This window comes from Rhizobium sp. KNZ2-6A (assembly GCF_056755475.1).
Map to the genome: position 1 here is coordinate 22,733 of NZ_JBNDIC010000047.1, position 20,982 is coordinate 43,714.

Consider the following 20,982-nt stretch of genomic DNA (forward strand, 5'->3'; position numbering starts at 1 on the left):
GAGGCAACCAATGAGCAACGAGCCCATGAAAGTCGGCATCGTCGGCGCCGGCAATATCAGCGCTACCTATGTCGCCACCCTGCACATGTTCGATTTCATCCGCGTGAAGTCGGTCCACGATCTCTATGACGCATCGGCGCGGAAACTCGCCGAGCAGTTCGGCATCGAAGCGGTCGCACTCGACACGATGCTCTCCGATCCGGAAATCGGCCTGATCATCAACCTGACCACGCCCGTCTCGCACTATGCCGTCAGCAAGAAGGCGCTTTTTGCCGGCAAGCACGTCTATTCGGAAAAGCCGCTTGGTGTCTCCATGGCAGAGGCGGAGGAGCTGATGGCGATCGCCCGGGCAGGCAACCTGCGGCTTGGCTGCGCTCCCGACACCTTCCTCGGCGGCGGTCACCAGCTGACGCGACGGCTGCTCGACGAGGGGCGCATCGGCAAAACGATCTCGGCGACAGCCATGCTGCTGCTCCCCGGTCATGAGCACTGGCACCCCAATCCCGCCTTCTTCTACGGTCGCGGCGGCGGGCCGATGCTCGATGTCGGCCCCTATTACGTCACCAACCTGATCGCACTGCTCGGCCCCGTGCGCGAGGTCTTCGGCACGGCGAAGATCACCCGTATCGAACGCACGGTGAAGACCAATCCGCATCGCGGCGAGACGATCAAGGTCCTGGTGCCGACGCATCTGACGGGCGTGATGGAATTCCATAGCGGCGCGACCGTCACCATCGCCACCAGCTTTGACGTCATCAAGCACAAGCACAATCAGATCGAGCTTTATGGCTCCGAAGGCACCATGGTGACGCCGGATCCGAACAATTTCACCGGCAGGGTCGAGATATTCCGCGATGGTGACGATGCATGGCGGGAGATTCCGGTCGATCATCCCTATACCGAGGGCATGCCTGGCCATCTCGGCCTGCGCGGATTGGGCGCGGCCGAAATGGTGGATTCCCTTCGCTCGGGGCGCCCACATCGCGTATCGTCGGAACTGGCCTTCCACGCATTGGAAGTCATGACGGCTTTCGAACGTTCTGCCCAGTCACGCGGCGTGGTTGCAATTCACAGCAGCTGCGGGCGTCCGGGTCCGATAGCGCGCACAATTAATGAGGGACGTTTCGCTTAGGCTGCGCTATAGAGTTGGAACGCGCAGTCCTTTTGGGCTGCGGGTTTGACGAAGGCGCAATGTCTGGGGAGGCATTGCGCACTTGCTGCGGGGAACGGAGGCCCGGCGGCATGGCTTTGGAGGATTGCAGAATTCGGCATCCGATATCGGGGGACGGCGGCTGAGCACAGGCGTTTGGAGAACGTTATCAAAGGAGGAGGAACATATGCGCAAATTGATGATGGCTTTGGTCGGCGCCACGGCGCTGGTCGCGGCGAGTGTGACCGGCGCTCTGGCCGAAGGCAAGAAAGCCGAAGTCCTGCATTGGTGGACGTCCGGCGGCGAAGCCGCCGCCGTGAAGGAATTGGCCAAGGCCTTCAACGCCGCCGGCGGCGAATGGGTGGATACCGCGATTGCCGGCTCCGGCTCGACCGCCCGTCCGATCGGCATCAACCGCATCATCGGCGGCAACCCGCCGACGGCCATGCAGTTCAACACCGGTACGCAGATGAACGAACTGGCCCAGCAGGGTCTGCTGCGGCCGCTCGATGATCTCGCCAAGGAACAGGATTGGAAATCGGTTCTGACGCCGGCCTTCTATCAGGCCATTCAATTTCAGGACCATATCTACGGCGCCCCGATCAATGACCACGGCCAGAACTGGGTCTTCTATTCCAAGGCCGTCTTTACCAAGGCCGGTGTGGCGGAAGAGCCGAAGACCTGGGACGAAATGTTTGCCGCGCTCGACAAGATCAAGGCGGCCGGCCTGATCCCGGTTGCCGTCGGCGGCCAGCCCTGGCAGCTGCAGTCGATGTTCAATGCTATCCTGCTCGGCGAAGGCGGCAAGGATCTCTACGCCAAGGTCTGGAAGGACCTTGATACGGACGCCGTCAAGTCCGACAAGTTCAAGCATGTGGCGGAAGTCTTCGCCAAGCTGCGCAACTATCAGGATCCCGGCAGCCCGAACCGTGACTGGAACGTCGCGACCGGCATGCTGATCGACGGCAAGGCCGGCATCCAGTTCATGGGTGATTGGGCCAAGGGCGAGTTCATCCATGCCAACATGGTCGCCGACAAGGATTTCGGCTGCATTCTCGGACCGGGCGAATCCAACTTCATGATGGGCGGCGACATCTTCGTCTTCCCGGTCCTGAAGGACAAGACGGCGACGGATGCGCAGACGCTGCTGGCAACGGTAATCATGTCGAAGGAAGGCCAGCTCGCCTTCAACTCCAAGAAGGGCTCCGTGCCGGTGCGCCTCGACGTCGATACGTCCAAGCTCGATGCCTGCGCCCAGAAGGGCTTGACCGCGCTCAAGGATCCGAGCCGCCAGATCCTCGCGCCGGATGTGCTGACGGCTCAGGACATCGTCCAGACGGAACAGGATCTGGTCGCCCAATACTGGACGACGCCCAGCATGACGGCCGACCAGTTCGCCGCGCAGTTTGCACAGGTGATTGAACAGGCGAAGTAAGCTTCGATCGACATCCATGCGGCGGCAGGCAGCCCCTGCCGCCGGCGTCCATGAATGCTGAGGAGGAGCGCGCCCATGACCACCCCAGACACAAGTGCCGCCGCCGTGCCGGCTGCCGCCACGCCTGCGAGCGCCAGTCGCAGGAAGATGCATTTTTCGCCCTATGTGGCGCTGTTCCCGGCTTTCGCCATCGTGCTTCTGGCCTATGTCGTCACCGTCGTTTGGAACATCTGGATTTCATTCACGGACAGCAAGGTGCTGCCGGTCAACATTTTCGTCGGCGCGAAGCAGTATGACCGACTGTTTTCGACGGCGCGCTGGTTGCTGTCGCTGCAGAACGTCGTCGTCTTCGGCATTCTGTTCATTGCCGGCTGCCTGATCCTCGGCTTTTTACTGGCCGTCGCGCTCGATCAGAAGGTCCGCTTCGAAAATACCTTCCGCACGATCTTTCTCTATCCCTTCGCCATGTCCTTCATCGTGACCGGGCTGGTCTGGCAGTGGATCATGAACCCGACGCTCGGCCTGCAGAAGGTTGCCGACAGCATCGGCTTCACCTGGTTCCGCTTCGACTGGATCGTCCAGAGCGATCTCGCGCTCTACGTCATCGTGCTTGCCGGCATTTGGCAATCGTCCGGCCTTGTCATGGCGATCATGCTGGCGGGCCTGCGCGGCGTCGACCGCGAATTGTGGAAGGCGACGCGCATCGACGGCGTACCGACTTGGCGCGTCTATCTTCACATCGTCATCCCGATCCTCAGGCCGACGATCATCACCGCCAGCGTGCTTCTGGCGATCGCTGTCGTCAGGGTCTACGAACTCGTGCTGGCGACCACCGGCGGCGGACCGGGGATCTCGACCGAAGTGCCCGGGAAATTCATCATGGATTACCTCTTCGGGCGCGGCAATATCGGCCTTGCGACCGGGGCATCGACGGTGATGTTCATCACGGTGGTCATCCTGGTGACGCCGTGGCTCTATTATGAATATTTCCGCGAAAAGCCGAGGGGGAACTGATGACGACGCCATCTTCCGTCACTGGTGCCATGCAGGGTCCGACCGGGCGCAAGCCGCAGCATCTGACCCCAGGACGCATCGGCCTCTACGCTTTTCTCGTGATGGCTGCGCTGTTCTTTCTGCTGCCACTCTACGTGATGCTTGTGACTTCATTCAAATCCATGCCGGAGATCCGGCAGGGCAATATTTTCGCCTTTCCACAGATGTGGACGGCCGATGCCTGGGTGCAGGCGTGGAGCACGGCCTGTACCGGGCTCGAATGCGGCGGCATCAGCGTCGGCTTCTGGAACTCGGTGAAGATCCTGATCCCGAGCATGATCCTGTCGATCTTCATCTCGTCGCTGACCGGTTATGCGCTATCCTTCTGGCGGGTCAAGGGTGCAAACGTTCTCTTTGCCATCCTGCTGCTCGGCGCCTTCATCCCCTATCAGGTGTTCATCTATCCGTTGGTCCTGATCTATCGCGATATCGGCATCTATTCGACGCTGCCCTGCATCATCATTACCCACACGGTCTTCGGCCTGCCGGTTTTGACGCTTCTGTTCCGCAACTATTATTCAAGCCTGCCGATGGAGCTCTTCAAGGCGGCCCGCATCGATGGCGCCGGGCTTTGGCAGATCTTCTTCCGGCTGATGATCCCGATGTCGATCCCGATCCTGGTGGTTGCGGCGATCCTGCAGGTGACCGGCATCTGGAACGATTTTCTCTTCGGCGTCGTTTTCGCCGGCCGGGAAAACTTCCCCATGACGGTTCAGCTCAACAACATCGTCAACTCCACCCAGGGCGAGAAACTCTACAACGTCAACATGGCGGCGACCATTCTCACTGCCCTGGTACCGCTGATCGTCTATTTCGGCTCGGGCCGCTGGTTCGTGCGCGGCATCACCGCTGGTGCAGTCAAGGGATAGTTCATGGCCAATGTTTCCATTCGCGAACTAGCAATCGATTTCGGCAGCGTCAGCGTCCTGAAATCGCTCAATCTCGAAATACAATCCGGCGAGTTCATCGTGCTGCTCGGCCCCTCCGGCTGCGGCAAGTCGACCTTGCTCAATGCGATTGCCGGGCTGACCGACATCACCGACGGCCAGATCTGGATCGGCGACAGGAACGTCACCTGGGAAGAGCCGAAGGATCGCGGCATCGGCATGGTGTTCCAGTCCTATGCGCTTTATCCGACGATGACGGTGGAGGGAAATCTCTCCTTCGGGCTGCGCATTGCCGGCATGCCGAAGAACGAGATTGCCCAGCGTGTCGACCGTGCCGTGCAGATCCTGCAGATCGATCCCTTGCGCAAACGGCGACCGGGCGAATTGTCGGGCGGTCAGCGCCAGCGTGTCGCCATCGGCCGCGCGTTGGTGCGCGACGTCGACGTCTTCCTGTTCGACGAGCCGCTCTCCAATCTCGACGCCAAGCTTCGAACCGAACTGCGCGTCGAGCTGAAGCGCCTGCATAGCGGCCTCGGTTCCACCATGATTTATGTGACGCATGACCAGATCGAGGCGCTGACGCTTGCCGATCGCATCGCCGTCATGAGCGGCGGCGTCATCCAGCAATTTGCCACGCCGAAGGAAATCTACCGACGTCCGGTCAATCGCTTCGTTGCCGGCTTCGTCGGTTCGCCGTCGATGAATTTCCTGTCCGGGCAGGTGACGAGCAATGGCGGCGTGCCGGCCTTTGCATTGCCCGATGGCCGCACGATCGATCTCAACGGTTATGAGTTTTCCGGCACGCCCGGCGAAGGCCGCAAGGCGACGCTCGGTGTTCGGCCCGAACAGATGCAGTTCCAGCCCGCAGGTGGCCGGGCCGCCAGCCTGCCGGCAACCTTCACCATCGTCGAGCCGATGGGTTCGGACAATCTGATCTGGGGCCAGGTCGGCAGCGAGACGCTGTCGGTGCGCATCGATGCCGACGAGGATGTCGCGCTCGACCGCGAGCAGCCGGTCTATTTCCAGCCGACGCTCGCGTCGCTGTTCGGCGAAGACGGGCAGCGTCTGTAAACACTGTGCCGCGTACGACGAAGCGCGGGGCGCAATTTTCAGGCCTTGACTTCGAAGACCATGTTGAACGGCGTCTCAGTCGCCTTGCGGAAATGCGAATAGCCCGCATCCATGGCAACCTTGCGCAGTTTCAATTCGCCGGCTTGCGCGCCCAGACCCAGCCCGACTTCCTGTGAAAGCGAGGCCGGCGTGCAGATCATCGTCGAGGCGCCGTAGAAGACGCGGCCGATCGGGTTGAGGTTGTCCTTCAGGCAATCATGCGCAAAAGGCTCGACGATCATCCAGGTGCCGTCGTCGGCGAGGCTTTCCTTGACATGTTTGCCGGCGCCGACCGGATCGCCCATGTCATGCAGGCAATCGAACATCGCTACGAGATCGTAGCCGGCAGCCGGGAAATCCTTGGCACTTGCCTGCTCGAATGTGATGCGGCCGTCGACGCCCGCCTCCTTGGCGGCAGCTTGCGCCCGTTCGATCGAGGGCAGATGATAGTCGAAGCCGAAGAAGGTCGAGTTCGGATAGGCCTGCGCCATCAGGATGGTCGAGGCGCCATGGCCGCAGCCTACATCGGCAACGGCGGCGCCGGCCTGAAGCTTTTCATGCAGTCCGTCCAGCGCCGGTATCCATTCCGTCACGAGATGGCTGTTGTAGCCCGGCCGGAAGAACCGCTCCGTGCCGCGGAACAGGCAGGCGCTGTGCTCATGCCAGCCAAGGCCGCTGCCTGTCTTGAAGGCATTGGCGATCTTCGGCTCGTCGAGCCACATGGATTGAACCACGTCGAAAGCGCCGGTGAAGAAGGCGGGGCTGTTTTCCTCGGCAAACACCATGGCTTGTTCCGGCGTCAGGTGGAAGCGCTCGGTCTCATCGTCATAGGTGACATAATCGGCCGCCGCCTGTGCCGACAGCCATTCGCGCACATAGCGCTCCTTGACGCCAACCTTGTCGGCAAGCTCTGTCGACGTCATCGGCGTTCCGTCCGCCATGGCCTTGAACAGACCCAGATGATCCCCGAGTGTCACCAGTACACCCGAGACCGCCGCGCCGACATCGCCGACCAGGCGCCCAACCAAGGCATCGAGTTTCTGCATATCAGGTTCGCGCATGACATCCTCCTCCCAGAATTGATGTAGCGTTCCGTCCGATATCTTCGGAAGCTTCAAAATACTCCTGGGCACAGGGGTGAGCAATGGCGTGGCGCGGCAAAGTAATACTTGCCACGCTGATAGAGTTATAGATTATTATTTTGAATTAATTGAGATTTTTTATCGAAATCACCGCGATTTTTCAGCCGGCGCGCGCCAGTTCTTTTTCCAAAATGGAAGTAAAACGTGGATCATCCGCAGTTATATCCGGAGCAAAACGAGCGGCAACCTTGCCGTCGCGGCCGATGAGGAATTTTTCGAAATTCCAGACGATACCGCCGTCTTGTCCGGTTTCGAGACCGTGCTTCGCCAGCCGTTCACGCATCGGTCCGTCTCCGATCGTCTCGACGCCGGAAGCGATCAGGTTGTCATAGAGCGGATGGCGTTCCTCGCCGGTAACAGTGATTTTGGAGAACATCGGGAACTGCACATCGTAGGTCAGGGTGCAGAAGCTCAATATTTCGTCGTCGGTGCCCGGCTCCTGACCCTTGAAATCATTGGCGGGGAAGCCGGCAATGACAAAGCCCTCGTCACGCTTGTCCTCGTAAAGCTTTTCCAATCCTTCGTACTGCACCGTCAGGCCGCATTTGGATGCGACATTGACGACCATGATGACATTGCCGCGATAGTCGGCAAGCGTCGTATCGCTGCCGTCGATCCTCTTTACCGGAATATCGAGCACGCTATCGGTCATTTTAATCAACTCCAGATGAGATGGAAAACAGAATGTCGATATTTGCCCTGATTTCGATGGCGTCAAGGCCGGAAACAGGCCTAGGCGGCGTCTTCCATCCGAACCAGATGGCCGCTGGCCACTTCGCGATATTGCCGGACCGGCGTCACATATCCGACCGGGCGCACCGGGCTCTTCAGCTCGTCGACGGCAAGGTTACGCCGGATGCCGCGCCGTGACGGGTCCGGTATCGGAACGGCCGCCATCAGCTTCCTGGTATAGGGATGCTGCGGATTTTCGAACACGGACACGCGCGGGCCGATCTCGACGATCTCGCCGAGATACATGACGGCGACGCGATGGCTGACACGCTCGACCACGGCCATGTCGTGCGAGATGAAGAGATAGGACAGGTTGAGGCTTTGCTGCAAATCCATCAGCAGATTGCACACCTGCGCCTTGATTGACACGTCGAGCGCCGAGACGCTTTCGTCGGCGACGATTACCTTCGGATCAAGCGCAAGCGCACGGGCGATGCAGATGCGCTGGCGCTGGCCGCCCGAGAATTCGTGCGGGTAACGACCCATCATATCCGCTTTCAGTCCGACCCGTTCCAAAAGGTCGGCCGCCTTCTCGCGGGCTTCGGCGCGGGAACCGAGGCGGTGCTCAATAAACGGTTCGGCAACCGCCGCGCCGATCGTCATGCGCGGATTAAGGCTTGCGAAGGGGTCCTGGAAGATCATCTGGATGCTGCGGCGCATCCGGCGCAGGTCGAGCGCCCCAAGCTTCATCACGTCATAGCCATCGAGACGCACTTCACCGGACTTGGGATTGATGAGGCGCATGATGGAGCGGCCCGTCGTCGACTTACCGCAGCCGGATTCTCCGACCAGCGACAGTGTCTCTCCCTGGGCGAGATCGAAGGAGACGTTTTCGACCGCATGGATCGCACCTGTGGGACGGGCGAGCAGCCCGCCGCGAAGGTCGAAACGGGTGACGAGGTTTTTCACCTCCAGCACCGGCGTCTTGCCGTGATCGACGGTATCTTCGAGCGCCTTCGGTTCGCTGCGTTCGCCGGTGCCGACATCGACGATCGGAAAGCGCAGCGGCTGCGGCTGGTCCTTCATCGAACCGAGCCGCGGCACGGCCGACAGCAGCGCGCGGGTATAGGGATGCCGGCCGCGATGGAAGATGTCGTCGGTCCTGCCGGTCTCCACGGCCTCGCCGCGATACATGACGATGGTACGGTCGGAGATTTCGGCGACGACGCCCATGTCGTGGGTGATGAAGAGAACGGACATGCCTTCCTCTTCCTGCAGCACCTTGATGAGATCGAGAATCTGCCCTTGAATGGTTACGTCGAGCGCAGTCGTCGGCTCGTCGGCGATCAGCAGTTTCGGGCGGCTGGCAAGCGCCATGGCGATCATCACGCGCTGGCGCATGCCGCCGGAAAACTGGTGCGGATATTCGTCGAAGCGCGAGGATGCATTGGGGATGCGCACCTTTTCCAGCAGGCGGATCGTTTCGGCTTTTGCCTCCGCCTTCGAGATATTGCCATGGCAAGTCAGCGCCTCGGAAATCTGCCGGCCGATGGTGAAGATCGGATTGAGAGATGTCATCGGCTCCTGGAAGATCATGGCGACATCCTTGCCGCGCACCTTGCGCATCTCGGCCTCCGGCAGGCCGAGGATATCCCGTCCGTCGAGATTGATGAAGCCTTCGATACGGCTGCTGGCCCTGGCGAGCAGCCGCATGATCGAAAGCGATGTCACGCTTTTGCCGGAGCCGCTTTCGCCGACGATGGCAACCGTTTCTCCCGGCATGACGTCAAAGGAGATGTCCTTGACCACCTGGCGCCATTCCCCGTCGACAAGAAACGATGTCGTCAGATTGGAGACGGAAAGAACGGGCTGTGCATCTGCATTGATCGTCTGCGCGCCAATGGTCGCCATGGAGTTCCCCTTATGATTTTGCTGACCGTTCGGGCATTGATCAACGTCGTTCACGATGGCTGCGTCGTCGTCGCCCTTGATGCCGAAGGGCGCCCCTCGGCAATCCTTGCGGCTTCAAGAGCGGCGATCTTTTCGTCGATTTCGCGCCGGTCGCTCATCCCGCTCGGGTTCTGCCGTGTCGGCATGGTTTCAGCGATATGCAGATAGCGTTCCTGCGCCACCGCATAGAGACGTTCGAGTTCGGCAAGCGGATCGGCACTGTCGTCGACACGGATATTCAGCCAGGCATAATCCTGATCGCGGTGGATGATGAGTGCTGCCGATTGCTTGCCTCGCTTGTCGCCGCCGGCGTCTTCGCCCGCTCGCATCGCTTCGAGCAGACGCTCGGCAAGCGGCTTTCCCTTCGTTTTCCTGAAGGTCGCAAGCGTTTCAGAAATCACCTGCGGCCCAGCCAGCATATTGCCGGCAACCGAAACATTGTCATCGACCAGATGGCCGGCCCAATCGATGCACTTGGTACCGGTGAAGGCGGCGTTGCTGCCTCGGCTGTCAATCAGATGAAACTGCCGCTGCTCGCGACCTTCGTCACGAGCACTCAGCACTTCGACGATTTCGCCAGGCGCGTGGTCCGCTGCGAGCATGGCCAATCCGTCGATGCCATAGAGCGGGCTGGCAAAGGCCTGCGTCGCAACCGCGCCGATGCCGCCGCGAATATGGGGCACGATGCTGCCGACGGCAAAGAAGCGGGTGGCGACGGCAATGGCAAGGTTTCCGGTTTCCGGCTCGCGGGCGACGATGGACCAGGTCATTGGTTCTATCTCCCGATGGCGTAGGCTTGCATCAAACGCGGTGTGGCTGCAGCGCGCAGGAGACCATCGGCATCGCGGCGTGCCGCGGTCAACCGGCCGACCGTCCATTCCGGCGCGACAGTCAGCTTGTGGCCTTTGCCCCGAAGTGCATCGAGTACCTCGGCGCTGAAATTTGCCTCCGCCGTCAGGCCGCCCGGTTCGCGCGTGCGTGGATAGAAGGAACTCGGGAAATGCGTGCTGTGGAACAGCGGCTTGTCGATCGCTTCCTGCAGGTTCAGCCGGTGATGGACATAGCGCAGGAAGAAGGAGAGCTGCCATTGCTCCTGCTGGTCGCCGCCGGGCGTGCCGAAGGCGAGTGTCGGGCGACCCTCATGCAGCGCCATCGTCGGCGTCAGCGTCGTACGCGGCCGCTTGCCCGGCGCAAGCGAGGAGGGCAGGCCTGGCTGCAGCCAGAACATCTGCGCACGGGAATTTAGGCAGAAACCGAGGCCGGGAATGATCGGCGAGGATTGCAGCCAGCCGCCGGACGGCGTCACCGACACCATGTTGCCCTCGCAGTCGATGACGTCGATATGCACGGTATCGCCGCGCTTTTCGGTGAGATGCGACATTGTGGGCTCATAAACCGCGCCGCCCCTGGCTTCCGGCGCATCGAGCATCTGCATAGTGAGATCGTACTGGTCTTCGAAACCGGCAAGCTTACCGGGGCGCAAGGCGAGCGACGCTTCCGGCGAAATCAGCCGGCGGCGCTCCTCGGCATAAGCGTCGGACAGCAGGGTCTCAAGCGGTACGGTGGTGAAGTTCGGATCGCCGTAATAGACCTCGCGATCGGCAAAGGCGAGTTTCATCGCCTCGGTGATGGTGTGGACGAAATCGGCTCCGGCAGGATCCATGCCGGCCAGATCGAAGCCCTTGAGCAGTGACAGCGCCTGCAGGAAGACCGGCCCCTGACCCCACGGGCCGATCTTGGCGACCGTCCAGCCATGATAATCGTAGATCTGCGGCGCCTCGATCGTCGCCCGCCAGTTGGCCATGTCGTCGGCGGTCAAAACGCCCTTGTGGCGCTCGCCGCTTGCATCCATGACCTCGGTCTTGCTGACATAGGTGTCGATCGCTTCGGCAATAAAACCGCGATAAAAGGCATTGCGCGCCGCTTCGATCTGCGCGTCACGATCGCTCTTGCTTTCCGCCTCGGCAACGACATGCTTCCAGGTTTCCGCGAGAACCGGATTCTTGAAATTGGACCAGGGTTCGGGAACGGAGCCGCCAGGAAGCCAGGTTTCAAAGGAGGTTGGCCATTCCTTGCGGTAGAAATCGGCAAGTCCAGCAATGGTCGCGGAAACGCGCGGCAGAACGGGGTGCCCTTTTTCTGCATAATGGATCGCCGGCTCAAGAACATCGCGCACGGTCAGCCTGCCATAGTCGCGAAGCATCAGCATCCAGCCATCGAAGGCTCCGGGGATGACGGTGGCGAGCAAGCCGTCGCCGGGAATCAGCTTCAGTCCCTCGCGTGTGTAATGCTCGATCGTTGCGCCGGCCGGCGCCGTGCCTTGAGCGCAGATGACCTCAACCTTGTCCTTCTTCTTCGAATAGAGGATGGCGGGCATGTCGCCGCCCGGCCCGCAAAGATGCGGCTCGACGATCTGCAGCACGAAGCCGGTCGCCACAGCCGCATCGAAGGCATTGCCGCCCTTCTCGAGAATGCTCATGCCGACGGCAGAGGCGATCCAGTGCGTTGACGTGACGACGCCGAAGGTGCCGAGGATTTCGGGGCGGGTGGTGAATGCGGTCATTGGGGCATCCTTTTGGGTTTATTCATGCTTCGCGCGGGTCGAGCGCATCGCGCAGGCCGTCGCCGAGGAGATTGAAGCCGATCACGACGAGGAAAATGGCAGCCCCCGGCCACATGGCCATCCAGGGCGCCTGTTCCAGATAATTCTTGGCGACGTTGAGCATGGAGCCCCAGCTAGGAGCGGGTGGCTGCTGGCCGAGGCCGAGGAAGGAGAGGCTCGCTTCCGCGATGATCGCGGTTGCGATGGTGAGCGTCGCCTGCACCAGGATCGGCGCGAAGACGTTTGGCAGGATGTAGCGCATGATGATGCTGGTGTGGCGCAGGCCGATCGATCGGGCACCTTCGACATAATCCTCCGTCTTGACCGCCAATACCTGGCCGCGCGTCAGCCGCACGAAGACCGGCGTTGCCGACAATCCGATCGCGATCATCGCATTGGTGAGGCTTGGGCCGAGGAAGGCGGCAAGCGCAATGGCGGTGATCAGGAAAGGCATCGCCAGAAAGGCTTCGGTAATGCGCGAGATGATCTGATCGATCCAGCCGCCGAAATAGCCCGAGATCAGGCCGAACGGCACGCCGATCGCGACCGCAATGGCGACCGAGAAGATGCCGGCCATCAGTGACGCCTGTGCGCCCCAGATCATGCGGGAGAGAATGTCCCGGCCGAGATCGTCGGTACCGAGCCAGTGCGCAGCCGATGGCGCCTTGCGAATGGCCGACCAGCTGGTGGCGACCGGGTCGGGAATCGGTAGGAGCGATGCCAACGCGGCGATCGCGGTAAAGAACAGGATGATGGCAAGCCCGATCAAGGCTCCCTTGTTGGCCCTCAACTTTCGCCAGGCCCGATTGGGCGCGCGCTTGGCCGAGGGAGCTGCCGCGGTCGACTGGACGATCGTGCTCATAGGGCTGCCTTCATGCGCGGATTGAGGAGGACATAGAGAATGTCGGCAATGAGGTTCATCGCAATGAAGCCGGCGGCGGTGCAAAGCACCACGCCCTGCACGACCGCATAATCCCGGTTGAAGACGGCATCGACGATCAGCTTGCCGAAGCCGGGGATAGTAAAGATCTGTTCGGTGAGCACTGCGCCGGCCAGAAGCTCGCCGAAGAGCAGGGCGCTGACGGTGACGACGGGCAGGATGGCGTTGCGAAAACTGTGCTGCAGGACGACGGCCGTCTCCGGCAGGCCCTTGGCGCGTGCAGTTCGGATATAATCGCTGCTGAGCACGCTCAACATCGAGGAGCGTGTATGGCGCATGAGCGTGGCCGCCAGCGCGTTGCCGAGCACGAAGGACGGCATGAGCATGGTCTGGATCGAGCGCAAGGGGTCATCGAAGAAAGGCTGATAGCCGGAGGCAGGAAGCCAGTGGAGCTTCACCGAAACCAGCAGGATCAGCATGATACCGAGCCAGAAGTTCGGCACGGAAAGCCCGAAAAGCGCAACGATATTGGCGAGAAAATCGATGATCGTATTCTTTTTCACGGCGGCGAGGATGCCCATGGGGATGCCGATCGCGAAAGCGAAGATCATCGACATGATGGCAAGCTGGATGGTGACCGGCAGCTTTTCGGCAACGAGCGTGAGCACCGGTTGATTGGTGCGTAACGAGACGCCAAGGTCGCCCTTTGCAACGCCCTGCAGCCAGTAGCCATACTGATAGATGACGGGGTCATTCAGGCGATATTTCTCGCGAAGCAGTTCGAGAACCTGCGGATCGCGCTCTTCGCCTGCCATGGCGAGCACCGGATCGCCCGGCAGAAGCTTCTGCAGGGAGAAGACGAAGATCGAAATGATCAGCAGCGTCGGTATGGCGACGAGCAGCCTCTTTCCGATATAGCTATACATTGGGCAGATCCTTGCCGCGATGTCGAATGTGAAAGCGCCATGCGGAAAGAAGCCCGCATGGCGCTCGTGACTCAGCCGCTCTTCTTCACGCCCACGAGACGGATCATTCCGTCAGGCGACGGCATGAAGCCGGATACCTTCTTGTTGTAGGCCCAGATCCAGGCCTGATGCCCGAGGAAGATGATCGGCAGGTCCTGGTTCAGGATCGCCTCGGCTGCATCGTACTTCTGCTTGCGCACGGCAATGTCCTGCGACTGGCGTGCCTCCAGCAGCAGCTTGTCGACTTCAGGATTGCTGTATTTGGAATCGTTGAGGCCGGCGCCCGTCGTCACGAATTGCTGGATATTGCCGTCGGGATCGGAGCGGCCGGACCAATCGGAGCGGCTGAGCTGGTAGTTGCCACTCGACTGCGCATCAAGCAGGGTTGCGAATTCGGTCGTCTTCAGCGTCACGTCGAAACCTGCTTCGGCGACCATCGACTGGATGATCTGCATCATCTGCATGGAGACTGGGTTGTTGGCGACCGCAAGCTCGACGGGGATGCGATCGAACCCGGCAGCCTTGACCAGTGCCTTGGCCTTGTCGACGTCGCGGGCCGGCACGGGAATATCCTTGTCGAACCAGGGGCTGTTCGGCGCAAAAGGCTGATTGCCGGCAAGTCCGGTGCCGTCGAAGACGATCTGCATGGCGGCTTCGCGGTCGATCGCCAGCGAGAAAGCCTGGCGCAGGCGCTTGTCCTTGCCCATCGGATTGTCGGCGCGCGCACCATTGCCGACATTGGCGTAGACGCCAAGCCAACCGGTGCCGATCGCATCGGCATAGACGAGATTGGGGTCGCCTTTGACCGTTCCTGCATCGGATGCGGCGATGCGCTCGATCATGTCGAGATCGCCGGAACGCAGGTTAGCGAGGCGAACCGTCGTGTCGGGGATCGGCAGATAAGTGACTTTGTCGATGAAGATCTTGTCCTTGTTCCAGTAATCCTCGAATTTTTCCAGCACGATGCGGTCCTGCTGTACGCGCTCGACGAATTTGAACGGACCGGAGCAGACGGGATGATCGCCGAATTTCGCGCCGGCAGCCTTTGCCGCCGTCGGCGAGACCATCATGCCGGAACGGTCGGAAAGCTGGGCCAGCAGCGTGACATCAGGTGCCTTCAGGGTGAAGGTGACTTGGTATTCGCCAGATGCTTCAACCTTGGCGACGGAGGAAAGCTCGCTCTTGCGGCGCGATTCCGGCATGGTCTGGTAGCGCTGGATATTATCGATCACGGCCTGGGCGTTGAACGGCGTCTCGTCCTGGAACTTGACGCCCTGGCGCAGCTCCATGATCAGCTGCTTGCCATCCGCCGACCACTTCCAGGATGTGGCAAGCTGCGGCACGAACTGCAGGTCGGGGGTGACATCGACAAGCTTGTCGCACAGCGCGGTATAGACGATGCGACCGACGAATGTGCGGGATTGGGCGGGGTCCAGCGCGTCGGCGTCGTCCTGCAGGCCAATCTTGAGCTCGACGGCTAGGGACGGCAGCGCAATCAAAGCGCCGGCGGCAAGCGATGTCAGGAATTTGGCGATCTTCATTTCGTTCTCCTGTTTATCGTTTTCGTTTTTTGCAGTCTCGATCGGTTTCCTCTCCGGTCGTAGCCTGGCAGGCCTGGCTTTTGATCAGCCCACCTCTTCAGTCAGCGGTTCCTCCGCCTGTCGCGCATCAAGGGAAGTGATGCGGATCAGGCTTTCCTGAAGCATCAAGAGATGCTCGCGCATGGCTTCTGCCGCCTTCATCGGGTTGCGCGCTGCAATCGCATCGATGATCGTCCTATGCTGCGCATAGGAGACCGGGCGCGTCTTGTTGATGCTGCGGGCCAATTCGCGAATGGTTTGCCAGGCTTCGTCCTGTCGCACATGATTGATCACGTCGAAAATGGTCAGGAAAAACTGGTTGCCGGCGCTTTGCGCGATCAGTCGGTGCAATGCGCCGTCCCAAAGTTCGCGGCTATCTGCATCGTCGCTGGCGGTGATCTTCTTTGCCAGTTCATACATGCGGTCGATGTCGTCGGGCTTGGCGCGCATGGCGGCGAGCTGGGCAAGTTGCGGCTCGACACGCAGGCGGACTTCCATCACCTCCATGAGATCCGTGCCGGCAACAAGCGTGCTGACATGCTGGCTCCAGTTGTCGGGGCGTTGCCCGACATAGGTTCCCGAGCCTTGGCGACGCCAGACTCGGCCTTCTGCTTCCAATACTTCAAGCGCCCGGCGGATCGCGCGCCGACTGACGCCGAGCGCTTCCGACAGCGCCCGCTCGGTCGGCAGCTTTCCGTCCGCCGGCAGATCGGCCGATTTCAAAAGCCCCCGCAGCCTTTCCAGGGCGTGAACCGAATTTTCCGGGAGGCTGCTGGTTGTCATAATGAGGAGTGAACCAATTTTGGATTGGTTCAATAGAAGTTCAACTCAGTCAGATCGTCAAGCGCTTTTTTGTGCAATTTTGGCAATGCACAATGTTTGTGCGTATTGCGAAAGGCGGCCCGTAAAAACGCGTCGCCTCTTCAGATAGCGAAATAATGATGTCCGGTCTTATGGCTCCCCGACAGGAGCCTCAGCGACTGATGGCGCGCGCAGAAATGGCTGTCTGGGGCGTGAAGTCGAAATCCTTGTCGAAGGGGTAGGTCGGCTTGGTCTTGCGCAGACGCGGCAGGCGCTCGACGAACTGGTCGACGACGCCCGGCGACAGCGCCATCAGGTTCGGATTGGCGATCGGCGCCAGTTCCGGCGAGAGATAGCCGGATTTGACGACGATGATCTTCGCCTTGTGAGGATCGAGGCCAAGGCGGGTGAAATCGGCGATATTGTGATAGGGACGGCGCTTGGCCGACAGGACAAGGTCGATGCCGCCGATCGAAACAACCGCCTGCGCGTCGCTCGGCTCTGCGGCATCGAGCAGGAACTTGACGGTGAAGCTGCCCTTCACCGGTTGGCTTCCCTTCGTGTCGAGCGATGCGCCGACGGAAAGATCGAGCGTGGCGCCGAGGCTGGCGGAATAACAGGCTTGCGTGGCAGCCTTATCGGCAATACCGGCAAAAATGACACCTTGGGCGCCCTTGGCAATCAGTTCCGCCAGCACATCGGCGCGGTCGCCAACGCCGCCGCCCGTCGGGTTGTCGCCGGATTCCGCCAGAACCACGGGCGTAGTCGTGCTGGCGATTGCCTTGGCGACACATTCTTCGAGCGAGCCGGTCTCCGAGCCGAAAACGAAATCCTTGCGCACATCCCAATAGGCCTGCGCCAGTCGTTTCGCTTCGCGTTCGAGCACGGCGCGATCCGTGCCGGTCATGATGGCGGCGGCCGTTGCGCGCGGTTCGTCGGCCCAGACGTAACCGACCATGAGGGAGGCATCCCAGACGCCGTCGATGGCATCGATTCCGGGCAGCATGTCGTAAAGGCTCTTGGCCGGCTCATCGACGGTGCTGGTGCGTTCGCCCGGTAGCACCACGGGGATCGGCGCCCAGAGCAGGATCGGCTTTACGCCGGTCTTCAGGCTCTCCGTCAGCATCTTGACGGCGCGGCGCATGGTTTCCTCGACGTCGATATGCGGGGCGGTGCGATAGGTGGAATACATGTCGAGCGCATCGATGATGCGCTGGGTGACATTGCCATGCAGGTCGTAGCTCGCCGAGACCATGCAGTCGTCGCCGACGACAGCGCGGGCCGCACTGATCCAGTCGCCTTCGGCATCTTCCATGCCTTCGACATACATGGCGCCGTGCATGGCGAGATAGAGCCCATCGAGCGGCAGCAAGGCCTTCAGCCCTTCCAGGAATTCCGCCTTGAAGCCCTCATAGGTATGGCGCGCGACAGGGCCGCCGGCAATGGCTCTGGCATGGATGGTCGGCAGGAATTCGCCGTCGTAATCTCTAAGAAAGGCGAAGTAGGGCGAAGCTGTCAGCTCCGCGCCCCGCAGAACGCGAAAATCCTTCTCTTCGTTCAGGACCGGATTGTAGGTGCTGCATTCGATGTGAATGCCTCCGACGGCGATGCGCATGGGAACCTCAATAGGGAGTAGGACCAATCAGGAAATTATGGGCGGCGATGCTGGCCGCTCCACGCGCCCAGACATCGCCATCGACGCGTTGCGTGCGGATCGGCGTCTGGCCGGCATAGCGCGGCAGGACGTTTGCTTCGGCTGCCTGCCGCATGACGGTGCCGAAAAGGCCGTCGAACCGTCCCTCGACATGGGTGATCAGGATCAGGCCAGGATCGTTGAACTGGATGAGATGAGCAATCGCCAGCCCAAGCGCGCCGCCGGCGCGATGCAGGATGCGGATCGCGACAGCGTTGCCGAGCGACGCTTCCGTCTCCAGGTCGTCGAGGGAATGGCAGGCAAGGCCCTCCGCCTTTGCCATTTCCTTGATTGCCGTCAGAGAAGCCACGGTATCGAGGCAGCCGCGCTTGCCGCAGCGGCAGGGCGAACCGTTCGGCTCTATGGTGCAATGTGCAATCTCGCCGGCGCCGCCATGATTGCCGCGATAGAGTTTTCCTCCGACGAAATGGGCGCAGCCGATGCCACTGTCGAAGGAAACGACACTGAAATTTTGCACATCGCGGGCACTGCCGAACAGTTTCTCGCTGACGGCGACCGCCTTGGCGTCGTTCTCGATGAAGGTGTCGATGCCGGTCTTCTGCCTGATGATGCCGGCAAGCGGCACGTCCTGCCATCCGAGCAGGGTGGATTTGACGCAGTTTGCCTGCTTCTCGTCGACGAAGCCGGAGAGCGCAATGCCAATGCCGGAGAGCTTACGGTGGGCATCTTTCTGTTCGGCAAGAAGCTTCGGCAACGTGTCCGCGATCATCGCGGCGATGGCATCGGGGTCACGCGACAGCGGCATGGTTTGGCGCGCGACGATATTGCCGTTGAAGTCGCTGAGCACCAGGGGTGCCGGATCTTCCAGCAGCGAAATTCCGACGAAGAAGGCGCCCTCCGGATGCAGATCCAGCAGGATCGACGGACGGCCCTGACCGTAGATCGTCTCCGTCTCCCGCAATACGCCAAGGGAAATCAGATCGCGCGCTATTCCGCTCATGGCAGCCTTGCTTAAGCCCATGGATGCCGCCAGAACCGTGCGGCTCGAAGGGCCGGACTGGCTGATGACCCGCAAGAGCTGCTGCTGTGAGGAAGTGAGCAATTCGACGTTCCGCTGGATTCCGGTTCCTACTGGCGCTAAGTTCAAAAAATGAACAAAAGCGCGGAAGTTAATTCATTAAGGCGCAATTCTGTGATATCGTCAATGGGGATCAGGGCTGCGGTGATGCCCTTGGATCCGGATTTGTTATTCCGAGATTTCAGGCCGTAGCGTCCGCCAAAAAGCAAAGCGCGGTCGCGTTTAAACAGTTGACATCGACCGGCACCAATATGCAAAGCTTATTATAGCGATTCCGCAGGCGTCCGCCCTCCAATCGTCTCGTCCCTAGAGCATGTCGCGCAAAAGTGTGCAGCGGTTTTGCGGCAACGACATGCGAAAAATCAAGAGTTCAAAGCGCACGGAGCGAATCTGAAAGATCGCGACGCGCTTTGGACTTTGATCCCAGCAGCTAAGCGCTCGACCATGGCCCTAATCGCGGCCTGCGCGTCTTCGACATCGGGTGCAGCAGTCAGAAAGGAATGCCATGTCCAGTACGGTCGATCGCTCGAGACGCCCGTTGGTCATCGTCTCGATCATGCTGGCGACCTTCATGGTCGCCATCGAAGCGACCATCGTCGCAACCGCCATGCCGCGCATCGTCGGCCAGCTCGGCGGCTTCACCTATTACAGCTGGGTCTTTTCCGCCTTTCTCCTGGCGCAGTCCACCACGACGGTGATCTATGGTAAGCTTTCCGACATTTTCGGCCGCAAGCCGATGCTGATCGGCGGCATCATCATCTTTCTCGTGGGCTCGACGCTGGCTGGCTTTGCCTGGTCGATGGCCTCGCTCATTGTCTTCAGGCTGCTGCAAGGCCTTGGCGCCGGTGCTATACAGCCTGTCACGATGACCGTCGTCGGCGATCTCTACAAGCTCGAAGAGCGGGCCAAGGTGCAGGGCGCGCTTGCCAGCGTCTGGGCGATCTCCGCCGTTATCGGCCCGCTTGCCGGCGGCATCATTGTCGACAATCTCTCCTGGGCCTGGATTTTCTGGATCAACCTGCCGCTTGGGGTACTTGCGATCGCTGGCTTTATGATTTTTCTGCACGAGTCCATTACGCCACGCGAGGCGAAGATCGATTATCTCGGCACGATCCTGTTTTCGATATCGATCGTATCGCTGCTCGTCATCCTGACGGAGACCGATGCAAGCTTTGCCGTTCTCTGCCCTCTCGCGATCGTCTTCGTTCTCACCGGTATCCTGTTCCTGTGGCAGGAGCGGCGCGCGCCGGAGCCGATTATCTCGATTGCTCTTTGGAGCCGGCGGCTGATTGCGACCAGCAATGCCGCGACGCTGCTTGCCGGCATGGCGCTTATCGGCCTGACAACGGTCCTGCCGATCTACGTTCAGGGCGTGCTCGGCCGTTCGCCGCTCGAGGCCGGCTTTACGCTCACGATGCTGATCGTCGGCTGGCCGCTTGCCGTCATGCTTGCAAGCCGCTTCTTCCGCACTTTCGGCATCCGCACAACCCTGCGCGCCGGCAGCCTGATGTTTCCCTTCGGCTCGCTCTTCCTCCTGTTCCTGACGCCGGAGAGCAGCCCGGTGATCGCCGGTGTCGGCTCGTTCCTGATGGGTTTCGGCATGGGTCTTATCAGCCTCACCAGCGTGGTATTGGTGCAGGAAAGCGTTGAATGGTCGATGCGCGGCAGTGCGACGGCGTCGATCATCTTCTCGCGCAGCCTCGGCAATACGCTTGGTGCGACCGCGCTCGGCGCGATCATGAATGTTGGTATCGCGCATTATGGCAGCGGTGAGCTGGCGGCGAGGCTTCACGATATCCTCAACCAGCCGACCGGCCTTTCCGATCTCGTCGGCGATCCCGCAATTCGGGGCGTCTTCAATGCCGCACTGCACTGGAGCTTCTGGGGTGTCGTCATCGTCGCCTTGACGACCTGCGCGACCATCTGGTTCATCCCCGTCGCGCGTGATGCCGGTCGGGGATCGCCGGTGCCCAAGACGGACGCCCAGGATGCGATGACCCATTAGTCCTCAAGGGCACGTTGC

General features: G+C 60.8%; 17 protein-coding genes. 6 read left to right on the forward strand and 11 right to left on the reverse strand.

Annotated elements, in window-relative coordinates; all coding sequences use genetic code 11:
* The first annotated feature begins 10 nt into the window (after positions 1-10).
* The 5 genes from ACPYOP_RS25870 (at position 11) to ACPYOP_RS25890 (ending at position 5,596) form a co-directional block, all read left to right on the forward strand.
* Positions 11-1,132 carry a Gfo/Idh/MocA family protein gene (locus ACPYOP_RS25870; protein ID WP_481413129.1) on the forward strand — a complete coding sequence of 374 codons (1,122 nt, stop codon included), beginning with the start codon at positions 11-13 and terminating at the stop codon, positions 1,130-1,132.
* Positions 1,133-1,337: 205 nt separating this feature from the next.
* Positions 1,338-2,585 carry an ABC transporter substrate-binding protein gene (locus tag ACPYOP_RS25875; RefSeq protein WP_481413130.1) on the forward strand — a complete coding sequence of 416 codons (1,248 nt, stop codon included), beginning with the start codon at positions 1,338-1,340 and terminating at the stop codon, positions 2,583-2,585.
* Positions 2,586-2,732: 147 nt separating this feature from the next.
* Positions 2,733-3,599, forward strand: coding sequence for a carbohydrate ABC transporter permease (locus ACPYOP_RS25880; protein ID WP_481413154.1), 867 nt, complete (start codon positions 2,733-2,735; stop codon positions 3,597-3,599).
* Complete coding sequence (locus ACPYOP_RS25885; protein WP_481413131.1) at positions 3,599-4,507, forward strand: carbohydrate ABC transporter permease; 909 nt, start codon at positions 3,599-3,601, stop codon at positions 4,505-4,507. The genes ACPYOP_RS25880 and ACPYOP_RS25885 overlap by 1 nt, the downstream gene beginning before the upstream one ends.
* A gap of 3 nt (positions 4,508-4,510) precedes the next feature.
* Positions 4,511-5,596, forward strand: a complete 1,086-nt coding sequence (locus ACPYOP_RS25890; protein WP_481413132.1) for an ABC transporter ATP-binding protein — start codon at positions 4,511-4,513, stop codon at positions 5,594-5,596.
* A 38-nt stretch (positions 5,597-5,634) separates the two neighbouring features.
* Here the strand turns inward: ACPYOP_RS25890 and ACPYOP_RS25895 are convergent, their stop codons facing one another.
* From ACPYOP_RS25895 to ACPYOP_RS25945, 11 genes are all read right to left on the reverse strand, one after another.
* The gene (locus ACPYOP_RS25895) at positions 5,635-6,696 is read right to left on the reverse strand and encodes a class I SAM-dependent methyltransferase (RefSeq protein ID WP_481413133.1); all 1,062 of its coding nucleotides are present in this window, start codon (positions 6,694-6,696) and stop codon (positions 5,635-5,637) included.
* A gap of 181 nt (positions 6,697-6,877) precedes the next feature.
* Positions 6,878-7,429, reverse strand: coding sequence for a glutathione peroxidase (locus tag ACPYOP_RS25900; RefSeq protein WP_481413134.1), 552 nt, complete (start codon positions 7,427-7,429; stop codon positions 6,878-6,880).
* An 80-nt stretch (positions 7,430-7,509) separates the two neighbouring features.
* Positions 7,510-9,360, reverse strand: coding sequence for an ABC transporter ATP-binding protein (locus ACPYOP_RS25905; protein WP_481413135.1), 1,851 nt, complete (start codon positions 9,358-9,360; stop codon positions 7,510-7,512).
* Between the two features lie 50 nt (positions 9,361-9,410).
* Positions 9,411-10,169, reverse strand: coding sequence for a DUF1028 domain-containing protein (locus tag ACPYOP_RS25910; protein WP_481413136.1), 759 nt, complete (start codon positions 10,167-10,169; stop codon positions 9,411-9,413).
* Positions 10,170-10,174: 5 nt separating this feature from the next.
* Positions 10,175-11,962 carry a gamma-glutamyltransferase family protein gene (locus ACPYOP_RS25915; RefSeq protein ID WP_481413137.1) on the reverse strand — a complete coding sequence of 596 codons (1,788 nt, stop codon included), beginning with the start codon at positions 11,960-11,962 and terminating at the stop codon, positions 10,175-10,177.
* A gap of 22 nt (positions 11,963-11,984) precedes the next feature.
* Positions 11,985-12,863, reverse strand: a complete 879-nt coding sequence (locus ACPYOP_RS25920) for an ABC transporter permease (protein WP_481413138.1) — start codon at positions 12,861-12,863, stop codon at positions 11,985-11,987.
* Complete coding sequence (locus tag ACPYOP_RS25925) at positions 12,860-13,807, reverse strand: ABC transporter permease (protein WP_481413139.1); 948 nt, start codon at positions 13,805-13,807, stop codon at positions 12,860-12,862. The genes ACPYOP_RS25920 and ACPYOP_RS25925 overlap by 4 nt, the downstream gene beginning before the upstream one ends.
* 71 nt (positions 13,808-13,878) lie before the next feature.
* Positions 13,879-15,387: an ABC transporter substrate-binding protein gene (locus ACPYOP_RS25930; protein ID WP_481413140.1), complete on the reverse strand. Its 1,509-nt coding sequence runs from the start codon at positions 15,385-15,387 to the stop codon at positions 13,879-13,881.
* Between the two features lie 84 nt (positions 15,388-15,471).
* A complete protein-coding gene (locus ACPYOP_RS25935; RefSeq protein ID WP_481413141.1) occupies positions 15,472-16,209 on the reverse strand; it encodes a FadR/GntR family transcriptional regulator in 738 nt (245 codons plus the stop codon).
* A 190-nt stretch (positions 16,210-16,399) separates the two neighbouring features.
* Positions 16,400-17,842 (reverse strand): M81 family metallopeptidase, encoded by a 1,443-nt coding sequence (locus tag ACPYOP_RS25940; RefSeq protein ID WP_481413142.1) that lies wholly within the window; start codon positions 17,840-17,842, stop codon positions 16,400-16,402.
* Between the two features lie 7 nt (positions 17,843-17,849).
* Positions 17,850-18,983 (reverse strand): ROK family protein, encoded by a 1,134-nt coding sequence (locus ACPYOP_RS25945; RefSeq protein WP_481413143.1) that lies wholly within the window; start codon positions 18,981-18,983, stop codon positions 17,850-17,852.
* Positions 18,984-19,464: 481 nt separating this feature from the next.
* On the opposite strand from ACPYOP_RS25945, the gene ACPYOP_RS25950 reads away from it, so the two are divergent.
* Positions 19,465-20,964: an MDR family MFS transporter gene (locus ACPYOP_RS25950; RefSeq protein WP_481413144.1), complete on the forward strand. Its 1,500-nt coding sequence runs from the start codon at positions 19,465-19,467 to the stop codon at positions 20,962-20,964.
* Positions 20,965-20,982 lie beyond the last annotated feature (18 nt).

Bases quoted from the DNA above. Each gene is read 5' to 3' on its own strand.
- ACPYOP_RS25870 (WP_481413129.1), top strand. From the start codon at position 11: ATGAGCAACGAGCCCATGAAAGTCGGCATCGTCGGCGCCGGCAATATC.
- ACPYOP_RS25875 (WP_481413130.1), top strand. From the start codon at position 1,338: ATGCGCAAATTGATGATGGCTTTGGTCGGCGCCACGGCGCTGGTCGCG.
- ACPYOP_RS25880 (WP_481413154.1), top strand. From the start codon at position 2,733: ATGCATTTTTCGCCCTATGTGGCGCTGTTCCCGGCTTTCGCCATCGTG.
- ACPYOP_RS25885 (WP_481413131.1), top strand. From the start codon at position 3,599: ATGACGACGCCATCTTCCGTCACTGGTGCCATGCAGGGTCCGACCGGG.
- ACPYOP_RS25890 (WP_481413132.1), top strand. From the start codon at position 4,511: ATGGCCAATGTTTCCATTCGCGAACTAGCAATCGATTTCGGCAGCGTC.
- ACPYOP_RS25895 (WP_481413133.1), bottom strand. From the start codon at position 6,696: ATGCGCGAACCTGATATGCAGAAACTCGATGCCTTGGTTGGGCGCCTG.
- ACPYOP_RS25900 (WP_481413134.1), bottom strand. From the start codon at position 7,429: ATGACCGATAGCGTGCTCGATATTCCGGTAAAGAGGATCGACGGCAGC.
- ACPYOP_RS25905 (WP_481413135.1), bottom strand. From the start codon at position 9,360: ATGGCGACCATTGGCGCGCAGACGATCAATGCAGATGCACAGCCCGTT.
- ACPYOP_RS25910 (WP_481413136.1), bottom strand. From the start codon at position 10,169: ATGACCTGGTCCATCGTCGCCCGCGAGCCGGAAACCGGAAACCTTGCC.
- ACPYOP_RS25915 (WP_481413137.1), bottom strand. From the start codon at position 11,962: ATGACCGCATTCACCACCCGCCCCGAAATCCTCGGCACCTTCGGCGTC.
- ACPYOP_RS25920 (WP_481413138.1), bottom strand. From the start codon at position 12,863: ATGAGCACGATCGTCCAGTCGACCGCGGCAGCTCCCTCGGCCAAGCGC.
- ACPYOP_RS25925 (WP_481413139.1), bottom strand. From the start codon at position 13,807: ATGTATAGCTATATCGGAAAGAGGCTGCTCGTCGCCATACCGACGCTG.
- ACPYOP_RS25930 (WP_481413140.1), bottom strand. From the start codon at position 15,387: ATGAAGATCGCCAAATTCCTGACATCGCTTGCCGCCGGCGCTTTGATT.
- ACPYOP_RS25935 (WP_481413141.1), bottom strand. From the start codon at position 16,209: ATGACAACCAGCAGCCTCCCGGAAAATTCGGTTCACGCCCTGGAAAGG.
- ACPYOP_RS25940 (WP_481413142.1), bottom strand. From the start codon at position 17,842: ATGCGCATCGCCGTCGGAGGCATTCACATCGAATGCAGCACCTACAAT.
- ACPYOP_RS25950 (WP_481413144.1), top strand. From the start codon at position 19,465: ATGTCCAGTACGGTCGATCGCTCGAGACGCCCGTTGGTCATCGTCTCG.